Below are 25,887 nucleotides of genomic sequence, written 5' to 3'. Positions count from 1 at the left end.
GGGGCGACGGCACGGTCGGCCTCGTCGTATGCGAAACGGACCGTATTCCGGTTTGGGTACCCTTACGGGCATGCATTCGGGCTCTTCGGGAACTCTGGTGGGGCGTAAGCGTCACATGGCCCTGATCTCTTCGGCGGTGGAGGATCTCGTCAAGGGACGCGGCGGTGTCGTGCTGGTGCAGGGGGAGCCCGGGATCGGGAAGAGCGCGCTGCTGGCGGCGGGTCTGGCCGACGCCGTGGGCAAGGGTCTCGACGTGGGCCAGGGCGTCTGTGACGAACTCGGTCAGCGCCTGCCCCTCGCCGTGCTGCAACAGGCCCTTGCCGGCATGACGACGAGGCAACGAGCCGAGGCGGAAGCGGCCCGCCCGACTCCCGACGATGTGCGCAGCCACCACAACGTCGGCGTCGTCACCGGTGATCCGGTGACCGCCGCCGCCGAGGAGCTGCTGGTGCTCGTCGACCGTCTCTGCGCCGCGCACCCTCTCGTCCTGGCCCTCGACGATCTGCAGTGGGCCGACGAGGCGACCCTGCTGGTGTGGCGCCGACTGTGCCGCACCGCGGCCCAGCGGCCCCTGCTCCTCATCGGCGCTTGTCGTCCGGTCCCCCAGCGGCCCGAACTGGACCTGCTGCGCCGGGACGTACGCGACCACGCGGGAACCACCCTCACCCTGGTACGACTGTCAGACACCGAAGTGGCCGAGCTGGCCGGCCGGATCGCCGGACGGACGGCCGGTCCCCGGCTGCTCGACCGACTGGGACTGGCGACGGGCAACCCCCTGTACATACGCGAGATCATGGACGCTCTGACGCGTGCGGGCGCCCTGGAGGACAACGGTCGGGAGACAGAGCTCGGACCCGAGGCCCAGGCCGGCGACGGCACCCACCGCAGGTGGACCGAATTCGGTCAGATGTCCCTGTCCGAAGCGATCGCCGACCGGCTGGCCTTTCTTTCGGCCGGGACACGGGACATGCTGCGCACCGCCGCCCTGCTCGGACCCGCCTTCCCGCTCACCGACCTCACCGTGCTGCTCGGCCGGCCGGCGGCGGCACTGACCGCACCCGTGCAGGAAGCTCTGGCCGCCGGCGTGCTCGAACCGGCCGACGGGCACCGGCTTCGCTTCCGGCACGGCCTGCTCAAACAGGCCCTCTACGAGTCGGTGCCCGCGGCACTGCGGGTCGCGCTGCACCGGGACGCCGCCCAGGCGCTCATCGCCCAAGGGGCCTCGGTGGAACGTGTCGCCGAGTTGCTGCTGTCGGCGGGCGATGTGGCGGACGGCTGGGAAGTCGACTGGCTGGTGGACAATGCCGCGGCCCTCACACGCCGTGCTCCGGCCGTCGCGGCCACCCTCCTCGAACGCGCCGTCGCGCACACACCGGACGACGACGCGCGCACCCTGGAGCTGTTGGACCACCTCGCCTCCGCGGCCTTCCTCGCCTGCCACTACGAACAGGCAGGGCGAGTCGCACGACAGGTTCTGGACCACCACGGTGACCCTGAGCAAAGAGGGCGGGCTGCATGGATCCTGGGCTACGCCTTGGCGCGCACCGCGCTGGTGGAGGAGGCGATGGCCATCGTCCAGAAGGTGGCAGCGCACCTGGAGCCGGACACGAGGTGGCACGCGCGTCTGCGCGCCTTCCTCGCCATGACCCTGATGAATCTGGGCAGGCACGACGAAGCGGCCTCGGAAGCCGCTGCCGTCCTGGTCGTCGGCACGCGGCTGTCGGACGCCATGGCGATGGGCTACGCCCTGCACACCCTGGCGATGACGCGGTTCGTCCGTCAGGACGTCGAGGGCGCCCTCGACTGCCTCGTGCGCGGCATCGCGCTGACCGGTTCCGATCCCGAACTGCTCGATCTGCGCCTGCTGATGCAGACCAACCAGATCTCCATGCTGCTGAACATGGACCGCTTTCCTCAGGCCCTGGAGGTCCTCGCCGATGCGCGGTCGCTGGCGGAGCGGACGGGCACTCCGCGGCTGGGGTCGTGCGTGATGCACACCGGTGACGTCGCCTTCCACACCGGGCGCTGGGACGACGCGCTGACCGAGCTCGACACGATATCGGATCCGGACCACCACCCCACGTACTTTCCTTCGCTCCCGGTCATCGCCCACAGCATCGCGGCCGCCGTCGCCGCGCACCGCGACGAACAGGCGGTCGCGCACCGCCATCTGCGCGCGGTGGAGGAGGTGCCCGAAGTCCACTTCAAGACGGTCAATCTGGCGTACTGGTTCGAGGCGCGCGCCATGACTGCCGAGCGGCTGAACGATCTCCCGTCGGCTGTCGGCGGGCTGAGGGACGTCCTCGACCCTTCCTACGATGTGATGGACGACCGGGTGAGGGTGCTTCCGCTGCTGGTGCGGCTCGCTCTTGCGGTGGGCGACCGCGAGACGGCTGAGCGCGCCGCCGCCTGTGCCGAGGCGGAGGAGGCCAGGAGCCGGCTGCCGCGGGTGAGGGCGGCCCGCATGTGGTGCCAGGGATTGCTGCGTTCCGACCCGGAGTTGGTGTCCGCCGCCGTGGGTCACTACCGCACGGTGGGTCGTCGGGTCGAGATGGCCCAGGCCCAGGAGGACGCCGCGGACCTGCTGGCCGGCGCCGGACAGGCCGGCGCGGCCCGGGAGGCGCTGAACGACGCGATGCTGACCTACACCGCGCTCGGCGCAGTGTGGGACTCCCGCCGTGCCGCGGCCCGGCTGCGCGCCCGTGGTGTGCGGCTCGGGGTGCGCGGCGCCCGAGGTCGCCCCCGCACCGGCTGGGAGGCACTGACCGACACGGAAGTGAGGATCGCCGAACTCGTCGCCACCGGCCTGTCCAACCCCGACATCGCCGACGCCCTCGTCCTGTCCCGGCGCACCGTCGAGACCCACGTCTCCCACGTCCTGGCCAAGCTGGGGGTCACGTCACGGCGCGAGGTGGCCGGGGTGGCCGCAGCGCACCGCTCCTGAGCCCGCCCTTCGACGGTGCGGAAACGTGTCTGCGGGGTTGCCGGTCGCCTTGCGGGAGATGGCGTGCAGGATCCGACGCTTGCGCAGCTGCTCACGGTTTGGGTTGGAGTCGTGGCTCTTGTCACCGAGCAGGGCTTCGGGGGCGTCGGCGCGGACGGCCGGGCCGGCCGGCGACGGGCGGGACGTCGTCGTGGGGGACGTATCGACCTCCTACACCGCGCTCGCCCGCGTGAACTCCTGTCTGGCGCTGGAGCCAGGTGACAAAGTCCTGGCGATGGCGTGGTGTTGGCGCTGCCCCTGTGCCTGTCGTGTTCCTGGTTCCTAACTGGCTTCCGGTTCGGCGTACGCGAAGTCGTACGGGGCCCAGTCGACGACCCGGCGGTACCCGAGGCGCTGGTAGAGGGCGTTGCTGGTGGGGTTGCCCGCGTCCGTGAACAGCACGACTTCCGTGGCGCCCGCGGCGAGCGCGGCCCGGCTCACCTCGGCGGTCACGGCGGCCGCGTAGCCGCGGCCACGGAGGTGAGCCGGGGTGTAGACGGGGTCCACCCGGACCATCCCGGCGACCATCGGGTTCACGCCCTCCAGGGAGACGGGGGTGCCGTCCGGGACCTCCCAGAAGGTGTAGCGCTTCTCGGCGAATCGGGTGCCGGCCCAGGAATCGGCGTCGATGGTGATCGTCTCCCCGAGGTCCGCGGCGAGTTCACGGCACCAGCGCATGAGGTCCTCGTGGTCCTGCTCGCCGACGATTCGGCCGTGGCCCTCCGGGTGCGGTTCGGGCGGGGTGAGCGTGCCGAGACGGTACAGGTGCATCCGGACGCGGAGTGTGGGCGTCGCGCCGGTGTGCCGCTGCCAGGCCTCGGCGAACGCGGTGGCGGTCTCGTGGTCCGCGGTGACACCGGCGAGGGTGTGCCCGAGGGCCGTCAGCCGGGCGGCGAGGGCCTCGGCCCGCTCGCGGGAGAGCGGGGTGAGCGTGAGGCGGCGGCTCGGAGGGCGGTAGAAGATCGCCTGGGTCTCGCCGTCCGACTCCAGTCGGCCGAAGAGGACGGTCCCGGGGTCGAATGCGCCCGGGTGGGTCCGCCATTTCTCCATCACGGTGAGCGGCGTGTTGTGCAGGACGGGGCGCGAGCGGAGGAAGTCTCCGGCCCGGGCGAGAAAGTCGTCGATGTCTTCGGTGAGGTGCCAGGCATCCGGGCGCATGCTTCATGATCCCGCATGCACTCGATTCCGGGGAGCCGTGTCCTGCGACATCGGACCTTGAACGCGTGCCCTTGACGTTTCAGTGGTCCGGGTCACCCGGTCCGGTCCCAGAACGACCTTGGGACCGGACCGGAAGAGTGCCCGGTGGCTACCGGCCGCGGCTGCCTGCACCGAGGACGAGCAGCCATCGCTCGGGGCGCGTGCACGCGGGCCCAGGCCAGCTGACCGGGTGCCACACAGGAGGGCCGCCCGGTGACCAGCTCAGCCAAGAGTCGGAATGGCCGATCAAGGGCGACCGAAGGTCTCAGCCGCATTCCCCCCGTGGCGACCGATGAATTCCGGGACCCGGTGGGGTCTACCTCTGCACAAGCGAAAGCTGCGCACGAGCTCTGTGAGGGGACCATGACCGCCTACGCACTACCACCCGTCGTCGACGCCGCAACGTGGGAGCGCCAGCTCCAGGCTCTGCGTGCCCGGGAGAAGGCCGCGACGCGGGAACTTGACGCCATCGCCGCCGAGCGTCGTCGCCTGCCCATGGTCGAGATGCCCGACTACACCCTGGAAGGCGAGGACGGCCCCGTTCGGCTGGCGGACGTCTTCGAAGGCAAGAGGCAGCTGATCGTCTACAACCACATGTGGTTCGCCGGCAAGGAATGGCAGTGCCCGGGCTGCACGGGGTTCACCTCGCAGTACACCCGCCTGGCGTTCCTGGACAACTACGATGCGCGATTCGTCATCGTCACCCAGGGCCCGATCAAAGAGGCACTCGCCTACAAACAGCGGGTTGGCAACCAGATGACGTGGTACTCGACTGCCAACAGCTCGTTCGGCGCCGATGTCGGCGCACCGCCCGACGGAGGATTCGCGGTCAACGTATTCCTGCGCGACGGCGACATCGTCTATCGCACCTGGCACACCAACGGCCGGGGTACCGAGCAGCTCAGTCACACCTTCGCGCTGATCGACGTCCTGCCGTTCGGACGACAGGAGGAATGGCAGGACTCACCCAAGGGCTGGCCTCAGTCACCCACATACAGCCGGTGGGCAGCATCCGAAGACATCGCTGCGCTCTACGGCCCGGGCTCCGGCGACGCCTGAACGACCTGCATCACGGTCGAGTCGAATCGGGCGCGGCAGCTGCCGCCGAGCCGTGGCGGCACTACGACCTGGGGCACGGCTTGTGCACCTACTCGCCCTTGGAGCAGTGCCCGCACCACATGCCCGGCGGCGCTGCGACTTCTGCAAACCCAAGGACTTCAGCAAAGGCCAACTCTCTCGGCAACTCATGGAAGCGAAGGACCATCTCCCCCGCCACCACTCGACCGGGGCACGAAGGCAATGCCCAGCTCCTCGCAGGCGGCGAGGAGGTCGGCGTCGTCGCGCTGATCGGCGTGTACTGGTGCTGCACGGCCACGACGGATGCGATGGCGCGGGCCTCCGCGAGGTGGTCGGCGTCGACGTTGCCCAGGCCGAGATGGCGGCTCAGGCCCTCCTCGCGCAGTGCCGCGAACACCTCGAAGCGAGCGTCGAGGGACTCTCCGTGCGGGGGTTTCATGAGGCCGATGCGCAGGTAGAGCAGGTCGAGGCGGTCCACGGCCGGGCTCTCGAGGTTGGCCTCGACCAGGCCACGTATGTCGGCCCCACCTACGCCAGACGCGACTGGGCCGAGTACCTCGCGGTGCGGGCCGAGGACCTGAAGGAACCGTCCGGTGGCGATCGCCGATGAGGGCCACGATTCGTGCAACGGCCGGGCAATCGATAGGGTGCCAGGTCACGACCGCACCCGTTCGATCCATGGGCCGGTCAGGGCTCTGCCGCAGTTTGTGGCACCTCCACGGCTGCCTAGCCGACCCCTGCCTGCCTGGGCCCTGGGACACGGGGGCGATCTTCGTGGCGGGGCAGTCGGGCCCGGCCGACGGGTCAGGAGGAACGAGTGGCACAGATCATCGCCGAGGTTTCACGGACGTTCAACGAGTTTCTGCTCTTGCCGAACCGGACCCGGACCGACTGCTCGCCCGCGACGGTCGACCTGCGCACGCCCCTGGTGCGGCACCTCGTGGGCGAGCAGTCGGCGATCGAACTCGGCTCCCCGTTCACGTCCGCGATCATGCAGGCCGTCAGCACACCGGAACTCGCGATCGCGCTCGCGCGTAACGGCGGTCTGAGTTTCCTGCACCACAACCAGTCGATCCAGGACCAGGCCTCAGCCGTGCGCCAGGTGAAGAACTTCAAGGCCGGGTTCGTCACCAGCGACACCAACGTCCGCCCGGACGACAGCCTGAGCCACCTGGTCGCCGTCATGCAACGCACCGGTCACAGCACCGCCGCGGTCACGCATGACGGCACCGCCACCGGCCGCCTGCTCGGCCTGGTGACCTCCCGGGACTTCCACCCCCAGCGCCACGACCTCGACGGACCGGTGGGCGGTCGGATGACCACCATCGCCGACCTGCCCCATGCCGGGGCCGACACCACGCTCTCCGAGGCCAACGCGCGACTGTGGGACGAGCGGCTGGACTGCCTTCCCGTGCTGGGCGCAGAGGGCCACCTGCAGTATCTGGTGTTCCGGTCCGACTACGCGGACAACAAGCGCTTCCCGAACCAGGCCGTGGACGCCGCCAAGCGCCTGCGCGTGGGCGCGGGCGTCAACACCCACGACTACCAAGAGCGCGTCCCCGCCCTGCTGGAGGCGGGCGCGGACGCCTTGTGCTTCGACTCCTCCGACGGCTACAGCGACTGGCAGGCGCAGGCGCTGACGTGGGTGAAGAAGCACTATCCGGAGATCCCGGTCGGCGGCGGCAACGTGGTCGACGGTGAGGCGTTCACTTTCCTCGCCGAGGCCGGTGCGGACTTCGTCAAGGTCGGCGTGGGCGGCGGCTCCATCTGCATCACCCGCGATCAGAAGGGCATCGGGCGCGGACAGGCCAGCGCCGTCCTGGACGTCGCCGCGGCCAGGGACGCCTTCCGCGAGCGCACCGGCGAGTATGTGCCGATCTGCTCCGACGGCGGCCTGGTGCATGACTACCACGTGGCTTTGGCGCTGGCGATGGGAGCCGACTTCGTCATGATGGGGCGTTACTTCGCCCGTTTCGACCAGGCGGCCGGCGCGAAGCTCCCCACCCGGGACGGCTTCGTGAAGGAGTACTGGGGCGAGGGATCAAACCGGGCCCGCAACTGGCAGCGCTACGGACAGGGCAGCCAGGGTCTGATCTTCGAGGAGGGCGTCGACGGCTACGTTCCCTACGCCGGCGACCTGAACGAAGGGCTCGCCCTTACCATCGCCAAGCTCAAGACCACGATGGTCTCCTGCGGCTCCGTCACTCTTCCGGAGTTCCAGTCCACGGCTCGGCTGACCCTGGTATCCGACCAGAGCTTCCAGGAGAGCCACGCAAACGTCACCCTGCGGGACACACCGGCGACCATCGCCTGAGAGGCTGCCAAGAGCCACCGGCTGGAGGGGAATCGCGCACAGTCGGAATAACCCCCTCCCGCCAGTGGTCAAAGCCCTCACCAGGGGCAGCCTGCGCATCGAGGCGGACAGCGTCGGAAGCCCCATATCGGCCCGGCGATTCTCCGTGTCCGACCCACCGCACGCGTCCGCCGGTTCCGACGCTGCCGTCGACGAAAGCCGGCTCGAAGAGCTGATCATCGAGGCGCAGACAGCTCTGCCGCTCGAACTGCCCACCCTGGCGAACCGGTGCGCTTCGGCTCTCGGTCTGGACACCGCGCTGATCCACCTCGTCGACCTGCAACAACGGCTGCTCATACCACTCAGTAGCTGCCCGGCCATTTCTGCATCGGCGTGCTGTGCCGGCTCGATGCGGTCACCGGGCTCCGCGCCTCGCTACGCTACGACGCCACCAGGCCCTACGCCCTGCGCGACATGTTCCAGCGGGCCCGGTTCAGGAATGTGGAGTCCACCCCCTGTACCCCGACCACCGCGAGCAGGACCCGCCGTTGGGGAGCTGAGGGGCCGGCCCGGGACCGTGCAGTCGCCACTCCCGCCGTTGCTCGGCTACGGGGCCGGGGCCGGGGGTCCGCCGGAGCCGGCGCGCAGCAGATTCAGCCGGGAGAGCCGGACGGAGCCGACGGCGATGAGCACGACACCGGCCAGGGCCGGCAGCAGCCACCAGCCGGAGCGAATGTGTTCCCCGAAGACGGTGAGCCCGAGAAGCAGGCTCACCAGCGCATCCCCGAGGGTCAGGGCCGGCTGCGAGGCCGGCAGCGGGCCGGCCTGCATGGCGTTCTCCAGAAGGAAGACCGCGATGATGCCCGCGACGGCGAAGCCATAGGTCTGCCAGGCCGTCAGGAAGCCCGTCACCCCGGAGTGGCTGAGGACATCCATCGAAACCTTCATCAGCGTGGCGGCCAGCGCGTTGCCGATGGCCGAGGCCGCCGCGAGGCAGACCGCCCGCGCCGCCCCGAACGGACGCCCCCGGGCAGCCGCCACCAGCAGGGCCATCGCTCCGGCGCAGCCGACCACCGCCGGGACCAGCCGGACCCACGACGGCCGCGGGATGCCACCGTGGGGGGCGGCGACAGCCAGCGCCAGGGCGAGCCCGGCGACCATGGCCACGATCGCCCGCCAGCCCTCCGACGGCAGGGTGCGGTGCAACACAGGCACCGCGATCAGCAGAGCGAAGGGCAGCTCCAGGACGAAGACCGGCTGGACCAGGGCCAGCGGGCCGAAGGCCAAAGCCAGAGCCTGGAAGATCGCGGCAAACACCACCCCGAGGATGCCGCCCAGCCAGACCGGGTGGCGGGCCAGATCCAGCAGCAGGCGCGGCCTGAGCGCGTCGGATGCCGGGGCATCCATGGCCGCCCGGCGCTGCAGCACCGTCCCGGTGGCGTTGCTGGCGGCGGCGAGCACAGCGCACAGCACGGACAGAGCGATCACGGCGACTCCGATGCGCTTCGGCGGCCGCAGCACCGCAGCAGACGGGAAACCCCGGGACCGGCCGCCCGCGCCGCGACAGCGGCTCCTCGATCGTGCCGGGGCCGTCGCGCCGGGCGCCGTCGGCCGAATGCGGCGCGGTTCAGCTGTTGCTGTCATCCGCCGACGCTGTCGGCGGCTGCCAGGACGGAGACCCAGTCGACGAACTACTCGAAGCGGACAATACTCTCGTCCCGCACGGTGAAGGCATACGCGACACGTACATTCAGCTCCCTGCCGGTGGCTTTGTGCGGGCGATTGGCAGGCAGGGACACGCGTTCACCGGCGCAGCCGGTGTACGTCAATGCCCTGATGCTCCAAGCGGTGCTCGCCGAGCCCAGAAGGCCCAGCGGGAACTGTCCCGCAAGCAGAAGTTGACCGTCCTCCACAGGCGGAGCCGGACCCGAGGCGGAGGGGAAGCCCTTACACGGCAGAGAGGGGAACCCCTGCACCCCGGCCTGCTCCCGACCCGTTCATGGCCGTCGCACCCGCAGCGACAGCAACCCGGAGGGCGGCACGGACAACTTCACCGGGCCGCCGCCGGCGATGTCGAGGACCTGCTCGCCCACCGCCTCGCCGGTCACGTCGTACGCCGTGCACCGCACGTCGTACCGTCCTCCGTCGGCCAGATCGAGGACGAGCGCGTCGGCGGCGGTGGCGTTGACGATGTCGACGGTGCGGCGTCGGGTCAGGTCCAGCGGCACGGTCCGCTCGGCGTGCACGACGATGGCCTCGCGCTGCGCTTTCGCGGCCCGCACCAGGGGGTACAGCTCGTCGGGCCGTCCCGGTTCGAGCTCACCCTCGACGAGCAGCGGCCGCAGCCTTGCCCACTGCGCCAGCCAGAACTCCAGTGCCTTGTAGTGGGTTTCCCTCAACTCGCCGAGTTTGCAGGAGAGTTGTGGTGTGGCGTGGAGGACGGCGAGGAGTTGGCGCAGGGCGGCCTGTGGAGTGTGGTCCGGGTCCCACATCAGCATGTCGGAGTGGACGGCGCCGCCCGAGCACAGCAGCCCGGCGTCCACGGTGCGGACGCGGTTGGCGACGGCGTCGGCCGGGCAGTCGGTGGCCCGCAGCAGATTCCCGTACGCGGCCATGCCGTGCCCGAGGTAGGGCTGGCGCAGCTCGATGAGGGGCGTGGCGCGGCACAGCGGGGTGAGGGCGTCGCGGATCTCGCCGAGCAGCAGGTCCATGGCGGCGCTGACGTCGCCACGCCCGTCGGCGGCGTAGACCATGGCCTCGTCGAGGAAGTCGAGTTTGAGGCCGTCGAGTCCGTGGTCGCCGACGAGCCGCGCGCAGGTGGCGACCACGTGGGCGCGCACCCGGGGGTCGCGGGGGTCGAGTACGTGGGCGCCGGGCGCGGTGGGGCTGGGCAGCACGGCGAGCGGGGCCAGTTCGCGCCACAGGGGCGAGTCGGGTCCGGCCAGCAGGGGGGCCACCCAGGCGATGTACGCCATGCCGAGGCCGCGCACCTCGGCTACGTGTGCGGCCAGGTCGGGGAACTTCTCCGGGTCGACCTGCCAGTCCCCCGCCCAGGCGTAGCCGCGGCTGCGTCCGCCGCGCTGCCAGCCGTCGTCGAGGATGAGCAGTTCGCAGCCGAGCCGGGCCGCGAGCCGCGCCTCGTGGGCGACGGCGTCGGCGGTGACGTCCTGCCCGAGCGCGTACCAGGTGGAGTAGGCGGGGCCGCGGCCCGCCGGGGGCAGGCCGAGCGGCGGCTGCGCGGCGGTGGCGGTGAGCCGGGCGCGCAGGCGGCGCAGGGCGGTGGCGGGGCTGGGTGCGCGTGGTGCGAAGAACAGGGTGTACGGGCCGGTGGGCGCGGTCAGTTCGAGGTGGACGACGAAGCGTTTGCCGGCCTCGGAGACGCCGTGCACCAGTCGGACGGGGGTGACCGGGTCCTGGGCGGCGAAGGCGAGCAGGGTCGCGCCGTCGGATGCGTAGAGGCAGCCGGCGGGTGCGCCCCAGACGAGGGAGGTGGTCACGGGGGCGGACCAGTCGGGCGGCAGGGTGCGCGCCCAGCCGCAGGTGGGATGCCAGTAGCCGACGGCGTCACGCAGGGGGACCGTGAGCCGGATCTCCAGGGCCGTGCCCGCGGGTGCGGTCACGGACAGGGCGAGCACGCCGTCGGGCTGTTGCCGTACCTGGTGGCGTACGGGCCTGCCGTCGGCGAGGACCGCGAGGGCGACGTCGTCCAGAAGGGGGGTGGTGGCCGCGGGCGGGCGCTCGGCGGTGGTCACCGCACTGGTGGTCACGGGGTCAGACTCCTGAGGGTTCGAGGGTCACGGGGGTGGGGCGTCCGGTGATCGCGGACCGCAGCGTCGCGTCCACCATGGCGAGGCTGCGCAGGTTGTCGTGGCACTCGCCCTGGGGGGCCGTGCCGGTGTGCAGGGCGGTGAGGAAGTCGTCGAGCGCCTCGGCGAGGCCCGGGAACTCGGCGTCGGACGGCAGGTGTTCGATCGGCCGGGGCGGCTCTCCGGCCAGGGCGAGAACGGGGCTGTGCTCGCCGTCCCAGTGGGCCGTGCCCAGGGCGCCGATCACCTGCCAGTCGCCGTTCCAGGACGTGGTGCGGCCGTCGGAGCTCCAGCACCCGGTGAAGGTGTAGCGCAGCGCGCCGGACATGCGGATGTGGGCGGTGAGGGAGTCGTCGCCCTCGAACCAGCTCCACGGGGTGCGGTACGAGTCGGCGTGCCGCACCTCCTCCGGTTCGGCGCCGGTCAGGGCGCGCGCCGCGTCGTAGAGGTGGACGGCCATCTCCTGGAGCAGGGGGCGTGGCTGGGCGAGCACGTACGGGGGCGGGTGGTGGGGCAGGAACAGGTCTGTGGTGACCAGGGAGAGCTCGCCGAGGTGGGCGGCGGCGTCGCGCAGGGCGGTCAGTCCTGGGAGGTATCGCCTGTTCTGACTGACCATCAGCAGCTGGCCCGCGTCGTCCGCGGCGGCGACCAGGCGGCGTGCCTGGTCCAGGTCCGCCGCCATCGGCTTCTCGGACAGCACCGGCAGGCCCCGTTCGAGTGCGGCGAGCGTGGTGGCCATGTGGGCTTCCGGAACCGTGCAGTTGACCAGCATGTCGGGGCGAACGCGGTCCAGGACATCCGGCAGTGAAGCTCCGGTCACGATGTCACGCAGCCCGTTGGCGCGGGCCTGGGCACGGGCGCGCGGCTCGTCGGTGTCGGCCCATCCGGCGATCGTGACGCGCGGGTCGTCCGCCAGGATCCGCGCCCAGTGCCCGCCCATGAAGCCCGCCCCGGCGATGGCCGCGCGCAGGGGCCGGTCGTGGGCAAGGGTGGCGAAGGTGGTCGTGGTCATGCGCGCCACCAGCCCACCGGGGACTGGGCGTTGGCGGGTGCGGGCCCGACCGGTGTGGTGGGCGCGGCCCAGCGCACGGCGTTGGCGATGACGCGTTGGACGCCTTCCTGCTCGTAGACCGGTGCTTCCTGGTCTCCGGGGCTGAAGTAGAAGACGCGGCCCGCGCCGCGGGTGAAGCAGGCGCCGCTGCGGAACACCTCGCCGCCGGTGAAGGAGGAGATGAAGACCAGCTCGTCGGGTTCGGGGATGTCGAAGGGTTCGCCGTACATCTCGTCGCCGTCGATGACGAGCGGCTGGGGGACGCCGGCGGCGATCGGGTGTCCCGGTTTGACGGTCCACACCAGTTGGCGGTCGTCGCCGTGGCGCCAGCGCACGGCACAGGTGGTGCCGAGCAGGGCGCGGAAGAGCCGGGAGCCCGCGCCGGAGTGCAGCACGACCAGGCCCATCCCGCCGAGGACGCGCTCGCGCAGGTGCTCCACGAGGGCGTCGTCGACGTCGTCGTGGCGCAGATGCCCCCACCACACCAGGACGTCGGCGGTGAGCAGGACCTCCGGGTGGTCGGGGGCGTCCTGGGTGGTGGTGCGGACGGTGAGGACGGCCGGGTCCAGGTGCCGGGTGAGGGCGGCGGCGAGGGTGCCGTGGATGCCGCGCGGATAGTGGGCGCGGATCTCGGGGCGGGTGGATTCGTGATGGTTCTCGTTGAAGACGACGACGTTCGCCGGTGCGGCTGGCGGGGTGTGCATGGTCATCCCTTCGTGGCCCCGCCGGTCAGCCCCTTCACGAACTGCTTCTGCAGCGCGAGGTAGAGCACGAGGACGGGTAGCGTGGCGAGGAACATGAGCCCGAAGACGGTGCCGAAGTCGGCCTGGTACTGGCCGATGGCGCGGTAGATGCCGGTGGTCACGGTGGTGCCGGACCCTGGTCCGAGGATGATCAGCGGGTTGAGGAAGTCGTTCCAGATCCAGACGCCGAAAAAGATGACGCAGCTGGCGGTGGCGGGCCTGAGCAGCGGGAAGACGACCTGCCAGAATGTGCGGAACCAGCCGGCCCCGTCGATCGCCGCGGCCTGCTCCAGCTCCACCGGGACGCCCTTGACGAAACCGGCGAAGACGAACACCCCGAAGGGCACGTAGTAGCCGACGTTGAACAGAACGAGGCCCTGCACGGTGGCCATCAGGTCGAAAGTGCGCAGCACCCGGGTGATCGGAAGCAGGATCACCTGCGGCGGGATCATCAGGCCCGACAGCAGGACGAGGGTGGCCAAGCGGCCCCAGCGCGAGTCGGTCCGGGCCAGGTAGTGGCCGAGCATCGCGGAGAGCACGGTGAGGACGGCCACGGACAGCGTGGTGATGATCAGGCTGTTGGTGAGGGAGACCCAGAACAGGTGGTCGGGCCGGGTCAGGACGGCCGTCAGGTTGTCCAGGGTGGGCGGGAGGGGAAGGCTCGCGGGGTGCGGGGCGATGTCCGCGCCCGTCTTGAAGGCGTTGGCGACAACGACGTAGAGGGGGACGGCGAAGGCGGCGCCGAGGACCGTGACGGCCAGCGGGCGCAGGGTACTTCTCACAGGTCGACCTCCCTGCGCTGGAGCAGCTTGAGCGCGAGGGCCGCCGCGCTCGCGACGATGACGAGCATGACGAGCGCCATGGCGCTGGCGTAGCCCTGCCGGTTGGCGGTGAAGCCGGTCTGCAGGATGACGAACGCGACGGTGGCGGTGGTCCCCGAGCCGGGGCCTCCGTTCGTGATGACCTGGATGTGGTCGTATGCCTTGAAGGCGGTGATGAGCAGGACGACGGTGTTGATGGTGAGGGCGGGGGCCAACAGCGGCCAGGTGACGTGGCGGAAGCGGGCGAGCACGCCCGCCCCGTCGATGGCGGCGGCTTCCAGGAGTTCGCCGGGCACGGACTGCAGGCCGGCCAGATACACCACGACGCAGAAGCCGAGCATCTGCCAGGACATGATCAGGGCGAGGGAGTACAGGGCCAGGTCGGGGTCGGAGAGCCAGCCGACGGGGTCGACACCGACCCGGCCGAGGGCCTGGTTGACGACGCCGTCGTCGGCGAGCAGCCGGGTCCACACGAGGGAGACGACGACCGAGCTGAGTACGACGGGCACGAAGAACACGGCCCGCCAGGCGTTGTAGAACCAGCCCTTGCGGTCGAGCAGCAGCGCGATGCCGAGCCCCGCGACGTTCGGCACGATCACGAGGATCACGGTGAGCTGCACGGTGACCTTCAGTGAGGTGAGGAACTCCTCGTCGTGAAACAGGAGTCGGAAGTTGCGCAGGCCGACGAACTCGGTGGGCGGGCCGAACGGGTTATAGTTGGTGAGGCTGTACGCCACGCTGATCAGGACCGGTGCGAGCACGAAGCAGGCGTAGACCAGCAGACCGGGCGCACCGAAGACGGCGAACCTGCCCGCGCGGGAGCGCAGTCGGCGTCCCCGACCGCGGTCGACGGTCCCCGGGGCGGCCTTCGGCGGCGCGGCGGGACGGACCGGGACATCGGTGGCCATGGTCAGGAGGCCTTGTCCCACTCGGTGTCCAGGAACTCGGCCGCCTCCTTGGGCGTCTTGCGGCCGATGATCACGTCCTGGGTGGCGGCGTGCACCTTCGCATCGAGGCCCGGCAGCAACGCGTCACCACCGGTCTCCCAGGCGAACGCCTTCACGGTGGCCTGCTGCTCGCTCGCCTTGCGCCACAGGTCGTACGTCTCCTTGAAGACCGGGCCGGTGTCGGAGGGCGGGGTGTAGCCCTTGATGGCGGGGAACAGCGCGTCGGAGCGCACGGAGTTGTCGAGGTTGGACTTGTCCAGCTGGAAGGCGAGGGCGAACTTCTTCGCGGCGTCCAGGTGCTTGGAGTGGGCGTTCACGGACAGGCCGCCGCCGGTGTACCCGGAGGCGAGCTGCGAGCCGTCGTCCGTGGGCCAGTCGAAGACGCCGATGTCGTTCTTGATGGCGCTCTTGTCACCGGCCGCGGCGAACCAGCAGCCCATCGGGTACATCGCACCCTTGCCCTTGAGGAAGGCCTGTTCGGTGGCGGCGTAGTCGAGCGAGACCATCTTCTTGTCGATGTAGCCGCTCCGGGCCAGCTGCTGCACCTTCGTCAGCGCACCGACGAAGTCGGCGTCGGCGAACTTCACCTTGCCGGCGCGGCGGTGGACCATCCAGTCGGGGTCCTTCTTGTACACGTCGGTGGCGACGGTGCCGGTGAGCGGCAGCACGGTGGGAAAGCCGTCCTTGCCTCCTCCGACGACGAACGGCTGGATCGCCTTCGCCTTCAGCTTGGCGGACGCGTCGAGGAGTTCGGTGTACGTCTTCGGGGGTGCGGTGATCCCCGCCTTCTCGAACATGGACTTGCGGTAGTAGACGGCCGGGATCGACTGGGTGTTGGCGGGCAGCTGGTAGACCTTGCCGTCGATGGCGCCCCCGTCGGGCACCTGGAAGTCCTTGAGCTCGTCCGGCTGCCACGCGTACAGGTTCCCCGCGTCGCCGAGACCGGTGGGGGCCACGGCGATCATGACGTCCGGGAACTGCCCGGACGCGAGCAGCTGCTTGGCGTAGGCGGTGCGGTCGGTGGTCGGCGCGACCAGCTTCTTCACCGTGATGTCCGGGTACTTCTCCTCGACCCGCTTGATCGCCGCGTTCCAGTACTCCGGCGTCAGGTTGGGCGTCTCGAAGGTCAGGAAGGTGATCTGCTGCTTGCCCTTGCCTGCCGAGTCGGACGTGCCCGTCCCCTCGTCCACCGAGCACGCGGTGAGCGAGAGGGCAAGGGCAGCCGCGGCAGTGGTGAGGACGGCCCTGCGGGGTGTGTGCATCGCGGATTCCTTCGACGGAAGGTGACGGCGGGGGTCGGCCGGGTACGGACGCACAACGCACCGCCACAACGATGTGAGCGCTCCCGTGAACGCTCACGGAGAACCATCGGCGCGAGCCGTCGTCACGTCAACCCGTCGGACAGAAAAGGAATTTGGCAGCTGCTTGCCGTGCCTTCGGCCGTACGGCTGCGCCCGTTGACACTGTTTCGTCGGCCTGCCCATCATGGCCGTGAGCGCTCACGTGACGCGGCGCGCCGCACTGCCGGCAGCGCCCGGCCAGAGTCGACAGCACCCGAACAGACAAGGAGACGGACCCGGTGTCCGCACCCCCTGGGCCCACGGCCCCCGCACAGGACGGCCCTGAGGATCCACCGGCCGGCCGCTCCCGACCCGCCACCATCGACGATGTGGCCCGGTCCGCCGGCGTGTCCCGGCAGACCGTGTCACGCGCCATCAACGACAAGCCCGAGATCGACCCCTCGACCCGCGACCGGGTGCTCGCCGTCGCCCGCGCGATGGGCTACCGGCCCAGCCGGTTCGCCCGCGGACTGGTCAGCCGGGGCGTCACCACCGTGGGTCTGGTCATCGCCGACGTGCTGAACCCGTTCTTCCCCGAAGTGGTCGCCGGCGTCATGGATGCCGCGGACGAACGGGGCTGGCAGGTCGCCGTGTACAGCACCGGGGCCGCCCTCGAACGGGAGATGGCCGTGACCCGTGCTATCACCGAACACGTCGACGCCTGCGTCGCGTTCCTCCTCGACGAACACGCCGTCGACCAGGTGCGCGAGGCGGGCATCCCGGTCGTCCTGCTCGACCACCACGACCGGCGGCAGGCGGCCGCGGGCGGGGTGCGCATCGACTTCGCATCGGGCATCCGGCAGGCGATGGGCCATCTCATCGAGCGTGGGCACCGGCATCTCGCGATGTTCGACGACGGCGCCCGTCCCGACGCGGGCTCCGCGGGCAGCCGCCACGCGCTTTTCCTGGAGGTGGCCCGGGAGTACGGGCTGGAGGCGCAGGAGAGCTGGGTCGTGCCCTGCGTCAACTCTCTTCAGGGCGGGGCCCACGGGATGGATCTCCTGATGGAGACACGTCCCGAGGTCACCGCCGTCCTCGCGTACAACGACCTGATCGGGATCGGGGCGATGCGCCGGGCACGGTACCTCGGCCGGTCCGTGCCGGACGACTGCGCGTTCGTGGGATGCGACGGGCTCACGCTCGGCGAGCTGGTCGATCCGCCCCTGACCACCCTGCACGTCGACAAGCGCCATCTGGGCCGGGCCGCCGTGCGACAGCTCGACGCGCTGCTGTCCGGAAAGGAGCCGGCCGAGACGGTGATCGTGCCGCGACTGGTGGTGCGCGCCTCGAGCTGACCCTCCCCACATCCTGCGTTCCCTCTCACTCAGCTGGTTGCGCGAACCTTGCGCACAGGCAGGAGGTCCCGCATGACCGACACGTCACCCCGCATGGCCCGGAACCGGGCCATCGAGTACGTCGACCACCGCGTCCGTCATCGCGGCGGGGTCACCGTGACGGCGGCGCCACCGGTGCGGGTCCGGTGCTCTCGCGCACCACCAGCGTGGTCGGCAGCTCCAGGTTCACCGACTCGGGCTGTTCGCCGCGTGCGAGCCGCACCACCATGCGGGCGGCGACGGCGGCCATCTCGTCCAGCGGCTGACGCACTGTGGTCAGCTCCGGCGTGATCCACTGGCCGAACGGCAGATCGTCGAAGCCCACCACGCTCATGTCGTCCGGCACGCTCAACTCCCGTTCCCGCAGCGCGCGGTAGACCCCGAGCGCCTGCATGTCGTTGCCCGCGAAGACGGCCGTCGGCGGCTGTGCGAGGTCCAGCAGCTCGTGCATGAGGGACCGCGCGGGCTCCCGCTCGTACGTCCCGTGCCGCACGAGGTCCGGGTCGAACGGCAGACCCGCGTCCTCCAGGGCGGCGCGGTAGCCGTGCAGCCGGGTGCGGGGCGAGTGCCGGTGGGCCGGACCCATGAGCGCGGCGATGCGGCGGTGTCCGAGGCCGGCCAGATGGCAGGTGGCGGCGTAGGCGCCGTGCCAGTTCGTGGAGCCCACGGACGGCGCGTCGGCGCGGGCGTCGGTGGACGGCTGCACGATCACGAACGGGATGCCGTGGTCGCGCAGGTCGGCCTCGCGCGCCGCCGAGAGTTCGGAGAGCACGAGGATCGCCCCCATCGAGCCGCGTTCGCGCAGCGCCCTGCCCCACTGCTCGGCCTGCTCCTGATCCTTGTGGACCGCGCTGACGACGAGCCCGATGCCCTCGGGACGCAGCGCGGCCTCGGCACCCCGGATCAGTTCGGCGGCCCACGGGTTGTCGAGTTCGTTGATGACGAACTCGATCTGCCCGCCGCCCGGCGGACGGTGGCCGCGGCCCGGCTGCGGATAGCCGTACCGCCTCAGCAGACGCCCCACCCGTTCCCGAGTGTCCGCCGATACATCCGATCTCCCATGCAGAACCTTGGAGACCGTCGGCATGGAGACCCCCGCCTCGTCGGCGATCGCCGCCAGCGTCTTTCGCTTGGTCAATGGATAACTCCCCTTGTTCGTGGTCGAGTTCAGACACCAGAGCAGCCCGGAAACATCAGACGCGAAGCCTTGACGACATCCGATGTTTCTCCTACGTTACGGCGAGTCACGGAAGTTGCGAAAGCTTGCGCAAGAGATCGCACCGCACCGCCTCCCGGGCTCCCCTCAGCCCTCGCACGGTTCGCCCACAGCTCTCCGACCCCGGCTCTCCAGCTCCACTCTCTGCTCTCTGGATCCGCCGACCCTCGTTCACTTCCTCGATCGGAGCCCTCCTCATGCGTACGTCCCGCCGCCTCTCCGCCGCCCTGGCGGTGGCCGGCCTCACCGTCCTCACCGCCTGCGGGTCAGGTTCCGGCTCGGCCTCGGGCGGTTCCTCCGACGGCTCGCTGGAGGTGTGGTCCCGCTCCTCGCCCGTCACCGGAGCCGTGTACAAGAAGATCTTCGCCGAGTTCACCAAGGAGACGGGGGTGAAAGTCAAGTACACCCCGATCCTGGACAACTTCGAGCAGCGTGTCGCCGAGGCCGCGACCGCCCGGGACCTGCCCGACGTCATCATCAACGACTCCGGCATGCTCGGCACGAACGTCTCCCAGGGGTTGGTCCAGGAAGTCGACAGGGACAAGCTCAAGGGGGCGGCCGATGTACTCGACCGGGCGTGGGACCAGGCCAAGGCGTACGACGGCAAGTACTACGGCGTGCCTTTCAACGTGCAGTCGTTCGCCACGTTCATCCGCAAGGACTGGCGCGAGAAGCTCGGCCTGAAACAGCCGAAGACCTGGGACGACCTCACCGCCCTCGCCAAGGCCTTCCAGACCGGGGACCCCGACGGCAACGGCAAGAACGACACGTACGGGATGCTCGTGCCCGCGTCCACCGACCGCGGTTACGCCTCCTGGTGGGCGTCCTCCTACCTGTGGCAGGGCGGCGGCGACTTCCTCACCGAGGCCGGCGACGGCAAGTACAAGCCCGCGATCGACTCCCCGGAGTCGGTGGCCGCGGTGCAGTGGATGCAGGACCTGTTCTGCAAGGAGAAGGTCGTGGTGCCGGGCGCGCTCACGCTCCAGACCAAGGACGCCCACGAGTTCTTCAGCAGCGGCAAGGCGGGCATCTACATGACCGGCCCGTACATGGTCGGCAAGTACGACGTGGACCTCGGCAAGAAGTTCGAGGTCGTCCCCTCCCCCGCCGGGCCCGGCGGGCAGGCGACGCTGGCGGAGGGCGAGAACGTCTACCTCATGGCGGGTTCGAAGGTGCAGGAGCAGCAGCGCCGCCTCGCGGAGTTCCTGATCTCGCCCAAGGGCCAGACGATGGGCCTCAACACGACCAAGCCCGAGCCGGCCGTACGCCTCTCCGTGAACAAGAAGGTCGACACGGTCGCGGAGCGCGGCGGCGACGCCCGCTGGAAGATGTTCGTCGACGAGTTCGACTCGCACGGCCGCTACACCCCGAACGTGCCCAACTGGCAGCCGTTCCGCCAGAAGTCCGCGGAGACCCTCAACGGCCTGTTCGCCCGCTGCGACACCGACCCGAAGTCCGAACTCGCCGAGCTGGCAGACGAGTTCAGGACCGAGCTCGAGACGCAGAAGGTGTACGGAGGATGACGGCCGCCACGGGCCTTGAGCCCACACGCTCGGACCCGGGGCCGCCTCCCCAGGCCCCGAGGTCCGTCCCCTCGGCCCGCCGGGTCCGGCTGCGCCGGGCGGCCCTGCCCTGGCTGTTCCTGGCGCCCGCGCTGCTGCTCTTCCTGTACTTCAAGTACTTGCCGATGGCCAAGGGCATCAGCCTCAGCTTCTACAAGGTGCAGCCGTTCCTCGGCGACCAGTGGGTGGGGTTGGACAACTACACGCGCATCCTCGACGAGGAGTCCTTCCGCCGGGCGCTCGGCCACACCGCGGTGTACGCGGTGGCGCAGACGGCGGGCGCGATGCTCGTCGGTTTCGCGCTCGCGCTGCTGCTCGAAGGTCGGGCGCGCCATCTCTGGTTCGTGCGGTCGGCCGCGTTCCTGCCGGTCGTCGCGGCGGTCGCGGTGGTCGCCGAGGTGTGGCGGCTGCTGTACTTCCCCGGGCACGAGGGCATGCTCAACTCCCTTCTGTCCTGGTTCGGTTCGGACGCCCAGCGCTTCCTCGACGACCCGGACCAGGCGCTCGGCTGGGTGATCGTCGTCGGGATCTGGAAGAACGCCCCGTACGACATGATGATCGTGCTCGCCGGACTCGCCTCGATCGACCGGCAGTTGTACGAGTCGGCGGCCCTGGACGGCGCCGGCCTGTGGCAGCGGCTTCGCCATGTGACGCTGCCCGCGCTGCGCCCGGTGGTGACGATCCTGCTCACGCTGGCCGCGATCCGCGGGATGCGGGTCTTCACCGAGGTCTACATCCTCACCGGCGGCGGTCCGGCCGGTTCCACCGACGTGCTGATGACCCGCATCTACGACCTCGGGTTCCGCGCGAACGACCTCGGGTTCGCCTCGGCCTGCTCGGTCGTCCTCTTCCTGCTCACGCTCGTCCTCACCGGCGGAGTGACGTGGTACCGGCGCCGGAAGGAGCTGTCATGACGGCCTCTCGCTACGACACGGCGCTGGGCTGGGACTGGGGCCGCCGACACCCGTTCGCCTCGACGACCCGGCTCGTGCTGTACGCACTCGTGCTGCTGGTGTTCTGCGGTCCGCTGCTCGCCGTGTTCACGGGCGCCTTCGACCGCACCCCCGACCCGTCGCAGATGTCCCTGATCCCCCGTCATGTCACTTTGGACAACTTCGAGGTCGCCGGTGAGCGAGGCTTGTGGACGTATCTGCGCAACTCCTTCGTCATCACCGGGGGCGCGCTGCTGCTCCAGGTGAGCGTCACGGTCTTCGCCGCGTACGCGCTCGCCAGGCACCGCTTCCGCGGGCAGGCGATCGTCCTGATGGTGATTCTCGCGACGATGATGCTGCCCGAGGAGATCATCGCGATCCCGCTCTCGCTCGTCCTGGGCGATCTGCCGGGCCTGGGCATCAGCCTGCGCGGCACGCTGCTCGGGATGATCCTGCCGATGGGCGGCTGGGGCTTCTCCATCTTCGTGCTCAGCGAGTTCATGAAGGAGATCCCCCTCGAACTGGAGGAGGCCGCGCGGGTCGACGGCGCGGGCGAACTGCGGATCTTCGGGCAGATCATCCTGCCGCTGTGCAAGCCGGGTCTCGGCGTCGTCGTGATCTTCGGCTTCAACATGATCTGGGACCAGTACCTGCTGCCCTTGATCGTCGCCACGTCCCCCGACCAGTACCCCCTGACCGTAGGGCTGCAGCTCCTGCGCTCCGTGCCGGAGGTGGGCGTGGGGGCACTGCTGGCCGGGGCCCTGGTCGCCCTGGTGCCGAGCGTCCTCGTCTATCTGGCCTTCCAGCGCACGTTCCTGTCGGGCCTGACCACCGGAGCGGTGAAGGGATAAAAGCTGTCATGACCTCGACAGATCCGACCGGCGAGCCTCGGGCCCGGCGCCTCGCCGAGTTCCGCGCCCAGCGCTTCGGTCTCTTCGTCCACTGGGGCGTGTACGCGGCCGCGGCCCGCCATGAGTGGGTGCGGCAGCGGGAACGCCTGACGCGCGATCAATACCAGGTTTATGTCGATCACTTCGATCCCGATCTGTACGACCCCGAGGCCTGGGCCGACGCCGCCCGGCAGGCGGGGATGCGGTACACGGTCCTGACCACCAAGCACCACGACGGCTTCTGCCTGTGGGACTCGGACCTGACCGACTACTCCGTGGCCGCGACCCCGTACGGCAAGGACCTGGTGGGCCCGTTCGTGTCGGCGTTCCGCGCGGCGGGGCTCGGGGTGGGCTTCTACCACTCGCTTCTGGACTGGCATCACCCGCAGTTCCCGCTGGACACCATCCACCCCGAGTGGGACGACGCGACCGGCGACCCGGGCGACCGTGACATGCGGGCCTACGCCGACCATCTGCACGGCCAGGTCGAGGAGCTGCTCACCCGCTACGGGCCGGTGGACACCCTGTGGTTCGACTTCAGCTATGCGGGCCGGATCCGCCAGGGCAAGCCGGTCATCGGCGGCAAGGGCCCCGACGAGTGGCGCTCGCGAGAGCTGATGGAACTGGTCCGCAGGCTCCAGCCGGGCTGCCTGGTCAACAACCGCCTGGGTGTTCCGGGTGACTTCACGACCCCCGAGGAGTACCAGCCGCTCGTTCCGCCGGGTGAGGTGTGGGAGGCCTGCCAGACCCTGAACGGCAGTTGGGGATACGACCGCGACAACCTCAACTGGAAGACACCGGAGCAGCTGATCGCCCTCCTCGTGGACACCGTCTCCAAGGACGGCAACCTTCTCCTCAACGTGGGCCCCAACGCGCGCGGCGAGTTCGAACCGCGCGCCCTCGCCGTGCTGCGCGGCATCGGCGCCTGGATGCGGCTGCACTCCCGCTCGATCCACGGAGCAGGACCCTCCTCCTACGCCGCCCCCACCGGCACCCGCTACACGCAGCGCGGCGACCGGCTCTACGTCCATCTCCTGGAGTGGCCGTACAAGCACCTGCACCTGCCCGGGCTCTCGGGCCGGGTGCGCTACGCCCAGTTCCTGCACGACGCCTCGGAGATCCGCCCCGTGAACACCGACCCGAACTGGGACAACGGCAACGTGAGCCCCAAGGGCGTCCCGGAGGGCGCGCACACCCTCGAACTCCCCGTCCGCAGGCCGGATGTGGCCCTGCCGGTGATCGAGATCTTCCTGAACAACGAGAACGACGACGACAGCGACAGCAACGAGAGAGGCAGGGCATGAGACGCCGTACGTTCCTGAAGTCGTCCGCGGTGACCGCGCTAGCCGTCTCGGCGGGCCTGCCGGCCGCCGGGTCCGCGCGGGCCGTCCCCGGCGGCGCCCCTGCGATCGCGGCCTTCCTGGAAACCATGGCCGCCACCGTCACCGCGCCCATCGCCAAGATCGCCACGGACAAGTTCACGCCGGGCATGCTGCTCGGCAACGGCGACGTCGGCGTGATCGTCGGCGACGAGCAGCCCGACCGGCAGACGTTCCGGCTGGGCCGCGCCGACTTCTGGGGCCGCAAGTCCACCGACCCGAGCTGGCAGACCACGATCCTCACCGCGGGCTCCCTGACCCTCTCCTCGCCCGAGGCCACTACCGGCGACCCGCTCGCCGGCTACCGCATGGAGCAGGACATCCTGCGGGCCCGCGTCACCACGAACCTGCGCATCGGCGCCGCCGACGTCACGCTCCGCTCGTGGACGCCGGACGCCGAGGACGCCCTGGTCACGGAGGTGTCGTCGGCCGAGGGCAGCCCGGACGTGGTGCTGACGGCACGCGTTTCGGTGCCGGCCGAGGCCCAGTTCCCGTACGAGACGGGCGTCGAGGACGGGGCACTGTGGACGACGCGCCAGGACAACAGCCTCACGCCCTTCCGCAGCGGCTGCGCCACCGCGACCCGGCTCGTCGACGCCGATTTCACGCGTACCGAGTCGGGCCCTGCCGAGGCGAGTGGCACGTTCGTGCTGCGCGCCGGGCAGACCGTGCGCATCGTGACGACCTTGCGCGGCTACTTCGAGGTGCCGACGGGCACCACCACGGTCACCGGCCTGCGGGACGAGGCACTGGCCGCCGCCCGGGTGCGCACCCCGGTCGTGACAAAGGGCTGGTGGCACGACCACCTGGGCTGGTGGCGGGACTTCTGGTCGCGCTCGTTCATCCGCGTGCACGACCAGACGCTGGAGGAGTTCTACTACGGCGCCCAGTACGTCCTCGGCGCCGCGACGCGCGAAGGGGCCGCGCTGCCGCCGTCGCTGTGGGGGCCGTGGCCGGCCGGGGAGCCGACGCGCTGGGGCGGCATGTACTTCCTCAACTACAACGCCCAGGCCCCCTACTACGGGGCGTGCTCCTCGAACCGTCCCGAGCTGATCACCCCGTTCGAGAAGTACGTCGCCGCGGAGAACCCCTGGCAGCGGCAGCGCACCGCGCAGGCCGGGTACCAGGGCATCTGCTACGGGCGCGCGTTCACCCCGTACGACATGGTGCGGCCCGCGCCGAGCCCGACGCAGGTGGCCGCCGTCAAGGACTGGACGAAGCTGCCCAGCGACCAGAAGTCCAACGCGATCTTCACGCTGCTGCCGTTGATCTGGCGCTGGGAGTACACGCGCGACGTCGACTACCTGCGCGAGCACGTGTACCCGCCGCTGAAGGAGATGGACGCCTTCTACCGGGACTACGCCGAGTGGGACCCGGCCGGGAAGGGCGGCGAGGGCTGCTGGCAGATCCGCAACAGCTCGGCGCACGAGGGCGCGGTCGACCTCAACCCCAATCTCGACCTCGGTTTCGCACGGCGCGCGGCGGCGACGCTCATCGAGACCAGCGAGATCCTCGACGTGGACGCCGAACTCCGGCCGGTATGGCGAGAGTTCACCGAGAAGCTGGCCGACTACCCGACAGGCGTCGTCGACGGCGCCGAGGTCTTCTACATCGCCGAGGAGGTCCGCTACAAGAACGGCACCACTCCGAACCTCCTCTTCGAGCCCGGCAACCAGCCCATCAACCTGGAGGGCTCCGTCCACCCCGGCGAGGTCCTCTCGATCGGCGGCGACGAGAAGCTGCTTGAGACCGCCCGCAACTCGCTGGAGAAGATGGGCTCTTGGTGCACAGCCCCTGGTGGGGCGTCCAACAACGGCTTCTGCAAGGTGTGGCCGATCGCCGCCCGCATCGGCTGGCCCGCCGCCGATCTCGTCGACAAGTTCAAGGCCGGCATCCGCTACCTGTGGCGCTCCTCGAACCACACCTGCTTCCAGGGCGGCGGCGGCATCGAGACGTCCGGCGCCACCGAGGCCCTCAACTCGATGCTGCTGCAGAGCGAGGCGGGCGTCATCCGCCTGTTCCCGGTGTGGCCCAAGGAGCGGGACGCCGCGTTCTGGACGCTGCGCGCCAAGGGCGCCTTCCTCGTGTCGTCCCGCCTGGCCGGCGGCGCCGTACGCGAGGTGGAGCTGCACAGTGAGCGCGGCGGCACGGTCCGGATCGCCGACCCGTGGGGAGCGGGCGCCGCCCGCCTCACGGACACGTCCGGCGCCGAGGTCCCGCACACGGTCACGGACGGCCTGCTCACCTGGCCGACGCGCCCCGGAACGACGTACACGCTCAAGCCCGCCTGATCCCCACGTGCCAGGAGCCGCAACC

At 70.3% G+C, this 25,887-nt stretch carries 19 protein-coding genes; 9 read left to right on the top strand and 10 right to left on the bottom strand.

Annotated features, from left to right (window positions below; translation table 11 throughout):
* Nucleotides 1-28 precede the first annotated feature (28 nt).
* The gene (locus ACFY16_RS25470) at nt 29-2,944 is read left to right on the top strand and encodes an AAA family ATPase (protein ID WP_390649483.1); all 2,916 of its coding nucleotides are present in this window, start codon (nt 29-31) and stop codon (nt 2,942-2,944) included.
* A gap of 321 nt (nt 2,945-3,265) precedes the next feature.
* Here ACFY16_RS25470 and ACFY16_RS25465 read toward each other — a convergent pair whose 3' ends face one another.
* Entirely contained in the window at nt 3,266-4,141 is an 876-nt protein-coding gene (locus ACFY16_RS25465) for a GNAT family N-acetyltransferase (protein WP_390649482.1), read from the bottom strand.
* Nucleotides 4,142-4,543: 402 nt separating this feature from the next.
* Between ACFY16_RS25465 and ACFY16_RS25460 the strand changes: the two genes are divergently transcribed.
* Complete coding sequence (locus ACFY16_RS25460; RefSeq protein WP_390649505.1) at nt 4,544-5,239, top strand: DUF899 domain-containing protein; 696 nt, start codon at nt 4,544-4,546, stop codon at nt 5,237-5,239.
* 88 nt (nt 5,240-5,327) lie between these two features.
* On the opposite strand, the gene ACFY16_RS25455 is transcribed toward ACFY16_RS25460, so the two are convergent.
* Nucleotides 5,328-5,885, bottom strand: a complete 558-nt coding sequence (locus ACFY16_RS25455; protein WP_390649481.1) for an aldo/keto reductase — start codon at nt 5,883-5,885, stop codon at nt 5,328-5,330.
* A 189-nt stretch (nt 5,886-6,074) separates the two neighbouring features.
* On the opposite strand from ACFY16_RS25455, the gene ACFY16_RS25450 reads away from it, so the two are divergent.
* Nucleotides 6,075-7,571: an IMP dehydrogenase gene (locus tag ACFY16_RS25450; RefSeq protein ID WP_390649480.1), complete on the top strand. Its 1,497-nt coding sequence runs from the start codon at nt 6,075-6,077 to the stop codon at nt 7,569-7,571.
* 585 nt (nt 7,572-8,156) lie between these two features.
* Here the strand turns inward: ACFY16_RS25450 and ACFY16_RS25445 are convergent.
* The 7 genes from ACFY16_RS25445 to ACFY16_RS25415 form a co-directional block, all read right to left on the bottom strand.
* Complete coding sequence (locus tag ACFY16_RS25445) at nt 8,157-9,038, bottom strand: DMT family transporter (protein ID WP_390649479.1); 882 nt, start codon at nt 9,036-9,038, stop codon at nt 8,157-8,159.
* A 509-nt stretch (nt 9,039-9,547) separates the two neighbouring features.
* The gene (locus ACFY16_RS25440) at nt 9,548-11,317 is read right to left on the bottom strand and encodes a glycoside hydrolase family 36 protein (RefSeq protein ID WP_390649478.1); all 1,770 of its coding nucleotides are present in this window, start codon (nt 11,315-11,317) and stop codon (nt 9,548-9,550) included.
* 4 nt (nt 11,318-11,321) lie between these two features.
* Nucleotides 11,322-12,368 (bottom strand): Gfo/Idh/MocA family protein, encoded by a 1,047-nt coding sequence (locus ACFY16_RS25435; protein ID WP_390649477.1) that lies wholly within the window; start codon nt 12,366-12,368, stop codon nt 11,322-11,324.
* On the bottom strand, nt 12,365-13,111 hold the full coding sequence (locus ACFY16_RS25430) for a ThuA domain-containing protein (protein WP_390649476.1): 747 nt from the start codon (nt 13,109-13,111) through the stop codon (nt 12,365-12,367). The genes ACFY16_RS25435 and ACFY16_RS25430 overlap by 4 nt, the downstream gene beginning before the upstream one ends.
* A gap of 2 nt (nt 13,112-13,113) precedes the next feature.
* Nucleotides 13,114-13,932: a carbohydrate ABC transporter permease gene (locus ACFY16_RS25425; RefSeq protein WP_390649475.1), complete on the bottom strand. Its 819-nt coding sequence runs from the start codon at nt 13,930-13,932 to the stop codon at nt 13,114-13,116.
* Nucleotides 13,929-14,879: a carbohydrate ABC transporter permease gene (locus ACFY16_RS25420; protein WP_390649474.1), complete on the bottom strand. Its 951-nt coding sequence runs from the start codon at nt 14,877-14,879 to the stop codon at nt 13,929-13,931. The genes ACFY16_RS25425 and ACFY16_RS25420 overlap by 4 nt, the downstream gene beginning before the upstream one ends.
* Nucleotides 14,880-14,881: 2 nt before the next feature.
* Complete coding sequence (locus ACFY16_RS25415; protein WP_390649473.1) at nt 14,882-16,180, bottom strand: ABC transporter substrate-binding protein; 1,299 nt, start codon at nt 16,178-16,180, stop codon at nt 14,882-14,884.
* A 317-nt stretch (nt 16,181-16,497) separates the two neighbouring features.
* Here ACFY16_RS25415 and ACFY16_RS25410 point away from each other — a divergent pair, with 317 nt between their 5' ends.
* Nucleotides 16,498-17,553, top strand: coding sequence for a LacI family DNA-binding transcriptional regulator (locus ACFY16_RS25410; RefSeq protein ID WP_390649472.1), 1,056 nt, complete (start codon nt 16,498-16,500; stop codon nt 17,551-17,553).
* 151 nt (nt 17,554-17,704) lie between these two features.
* On the opposite strand, the gene ACFY16_RS25405 is transcribed toward ACFY16_RS25410, so the two are convergent.
* Nucleotides 17,705-18,730, bottom strand: coding sequence for a LacI family DNA-binding transcriptional regulator (locus ACFY16_RS25405; protein ID WP_390649471.1), 1,026 nt, complete (start codon nt 18,728-18,730; stop codon nt 17,705-17,707).
* Nucleotides 18,731-19,005: 275 nt separating this feature from the next.
* Here ACFY16_RS25405 and ACFY16_RS25400 point away from each other — a divergent pair, with 275 nt between their 5' ends.
* The 5 genes from ACFY16_RS25400 to ACFY16_RS25380 are packed head-to-tail and all read left to right on the top strand — an operon-like array spanning nt 19,006 to nt 25,862.
* Nucleotides 19,006-20,331 (top strand): ABC transporter substrate-binding protein, encoded by a 1,326-nt coding sequence (locus ACFY16_RS25400; protein WP_390649470.1) that lies wholly within the window; start codon nt 19,006-19,008, stop codon nt 20,329-20,331.
* Entirely contained in the window at nt 20,328-21,284 is a 957-nt protein-coding gene (locus tag ACFY16_RS25395; RefSeq protein WP_390649469.1) for a carbohydrate ABC transporter permease, read from the top strand. The genes ACFY16_RS25400 and ACFY16_RS25395 overlap by 4 nt, the downstream gene beginning before the upstream one ends.
* Complete coding sequence (locus ACFY16_RS25390) at nt 21,281-22,153, top strand: carbohydrate ABC transporter permease (protein ID WP_390649468.1); 873 nt, start codon at nt 21,281-21,283, stop codon at nt 22,151-22,153. The genes ACFY16_RS25395 and ACFY16_RS25390 overlap by 4 nt, the downstream gene beginning before the upstream one ends.
* A gap of 8 nt (nt 22,154-22,161) precedes the next feature.
* Nucleotides 22,162-23,496, top strand: a complete 1,335-nt coding sequence (locus tag ACFY16_RS25385; protein ID WP_390649467.1) for an alpha-L-fucosidase — start codon at nt 22,162-22,164, stop codon at nt 23,494-23,496.
* Nucleotides 23,493-25,862, top strand: coding sequence for a glycoside hydrolase family 95-like protein (locus tag ACFY16_RS25380; protein WP_390649466.1), 2,370 nt, complete (start codon nt 23,493-23,495; stop codon nt 25,860-25,862). The genes ACFY16_RS25385 and ACFY16_RS25380 overlap by 4 nt, the downstream gene beginning before the upstream one ends.
* Nucleotides 25,863-25,887 lie beyond the last annotated feature (25 nt).

This window comes from Streptomyces sp. NPDC001315, assembly GCF_042896175.1.
GTDB lineage: Bacteria > Actinomycetota > Actinomycetes > Streptomycetales > Streptomycetaceae > Streptomyces.
Note: the sequence above shows the minus strand (reverse complement) of the source record. Positions and strands in the feature narration are given on the sequence as shown.

Excerpts from the sequence above, each read along its gene's own strand:
- ACFY16_RS25395 (WP_390649469.1), top strand. The coding sequence starts at position 20,328 with ATGACGGCCGCCACGGGCCTTGAGCCCACACGCTCGGACCCGGGGCCG.
- ACFY16_RS25430 (WP_390649476.1), bottom strand. The coding sequence starts at position 13,111 with ATGCACACCCCGCCAGCCGCACCGGCGAACGTCGTCGTCTTCAACGAG.
- ACFY16_RS25465 (WP_390649482.1), bottom strand. The coding sequence starts at position 4,141 with ATGCGCCCGGATGCCTGGCACCTCACCGAAGACATCGACGACTTTCTC.
- ACFY16_RS25460 (WP_390649505.1), top strand. The coding sequence starts at position 4,544 with ATGACCGCCTACGCACTACCACCCGTCGTCGACGCCGCAACGTGGGAG.
- ACFY16_RS25385 (WP_390649467.1), top strand. The coding sequence starts at position 22,162 with ATGACCTCGACAGATCCGACCGGCGAGCCTCGGGCCCGGCGCCTCGCC.
- ACFY16_RS25470 (WP_390649483.1), top strand. The coding sequence starts at position 29 with ATGCGAAACGGACCGTATTCCGGTTTGGGTACCCTTACGGGCATGCAT.
- ACFY16_RS25420 (WP_390649474.1), bottom strand. The coding sequence starts at position 14,879 with ATGGCCACCGATGTCCCGGTCCGTCCCGCCGCGCCGCCGAAGGCCGCC.
- ACFY16_RS25390 (WP_390649468.1), top strand. The coding sequence starts at position 21,281 with ATGACGGCCTCTCGCTACGACACGGCGCTGGGCTGGGACTGGGGCCGC.
- ACFY16_RS25400 (WP_390649470.1), top strand. The coding sequence starts at position 19,006 with ATGCGTACGTCCCGCCGCCTCTCCGCCGCCCTGGCGGTGGCCGGCCTC.
- ACFY16_RS25415 (WP_390649473.1), bottom strand. The coding sequence starts at position 16,180 with ATGCACACACCCCGCAGGGCCGTCCTCACCACTGCCGCGGCTGCCCTT.
- ACFY16_RS25435 (WP_390649477.1), bottom strand. The coding sequence starts at position 12,368 with ATGACCACGACCACCTTCGCCACCCTTGCCCACGACCGGCCCCTGCGC.
- ACFY16_RS25380 (WP_390649466.1), top strand. The coding sequence starts at position 23,493 with ATGAGACGCCGTACGTTCCTGAAGTCGTCCGCGGTGACCGCGCTAGCC.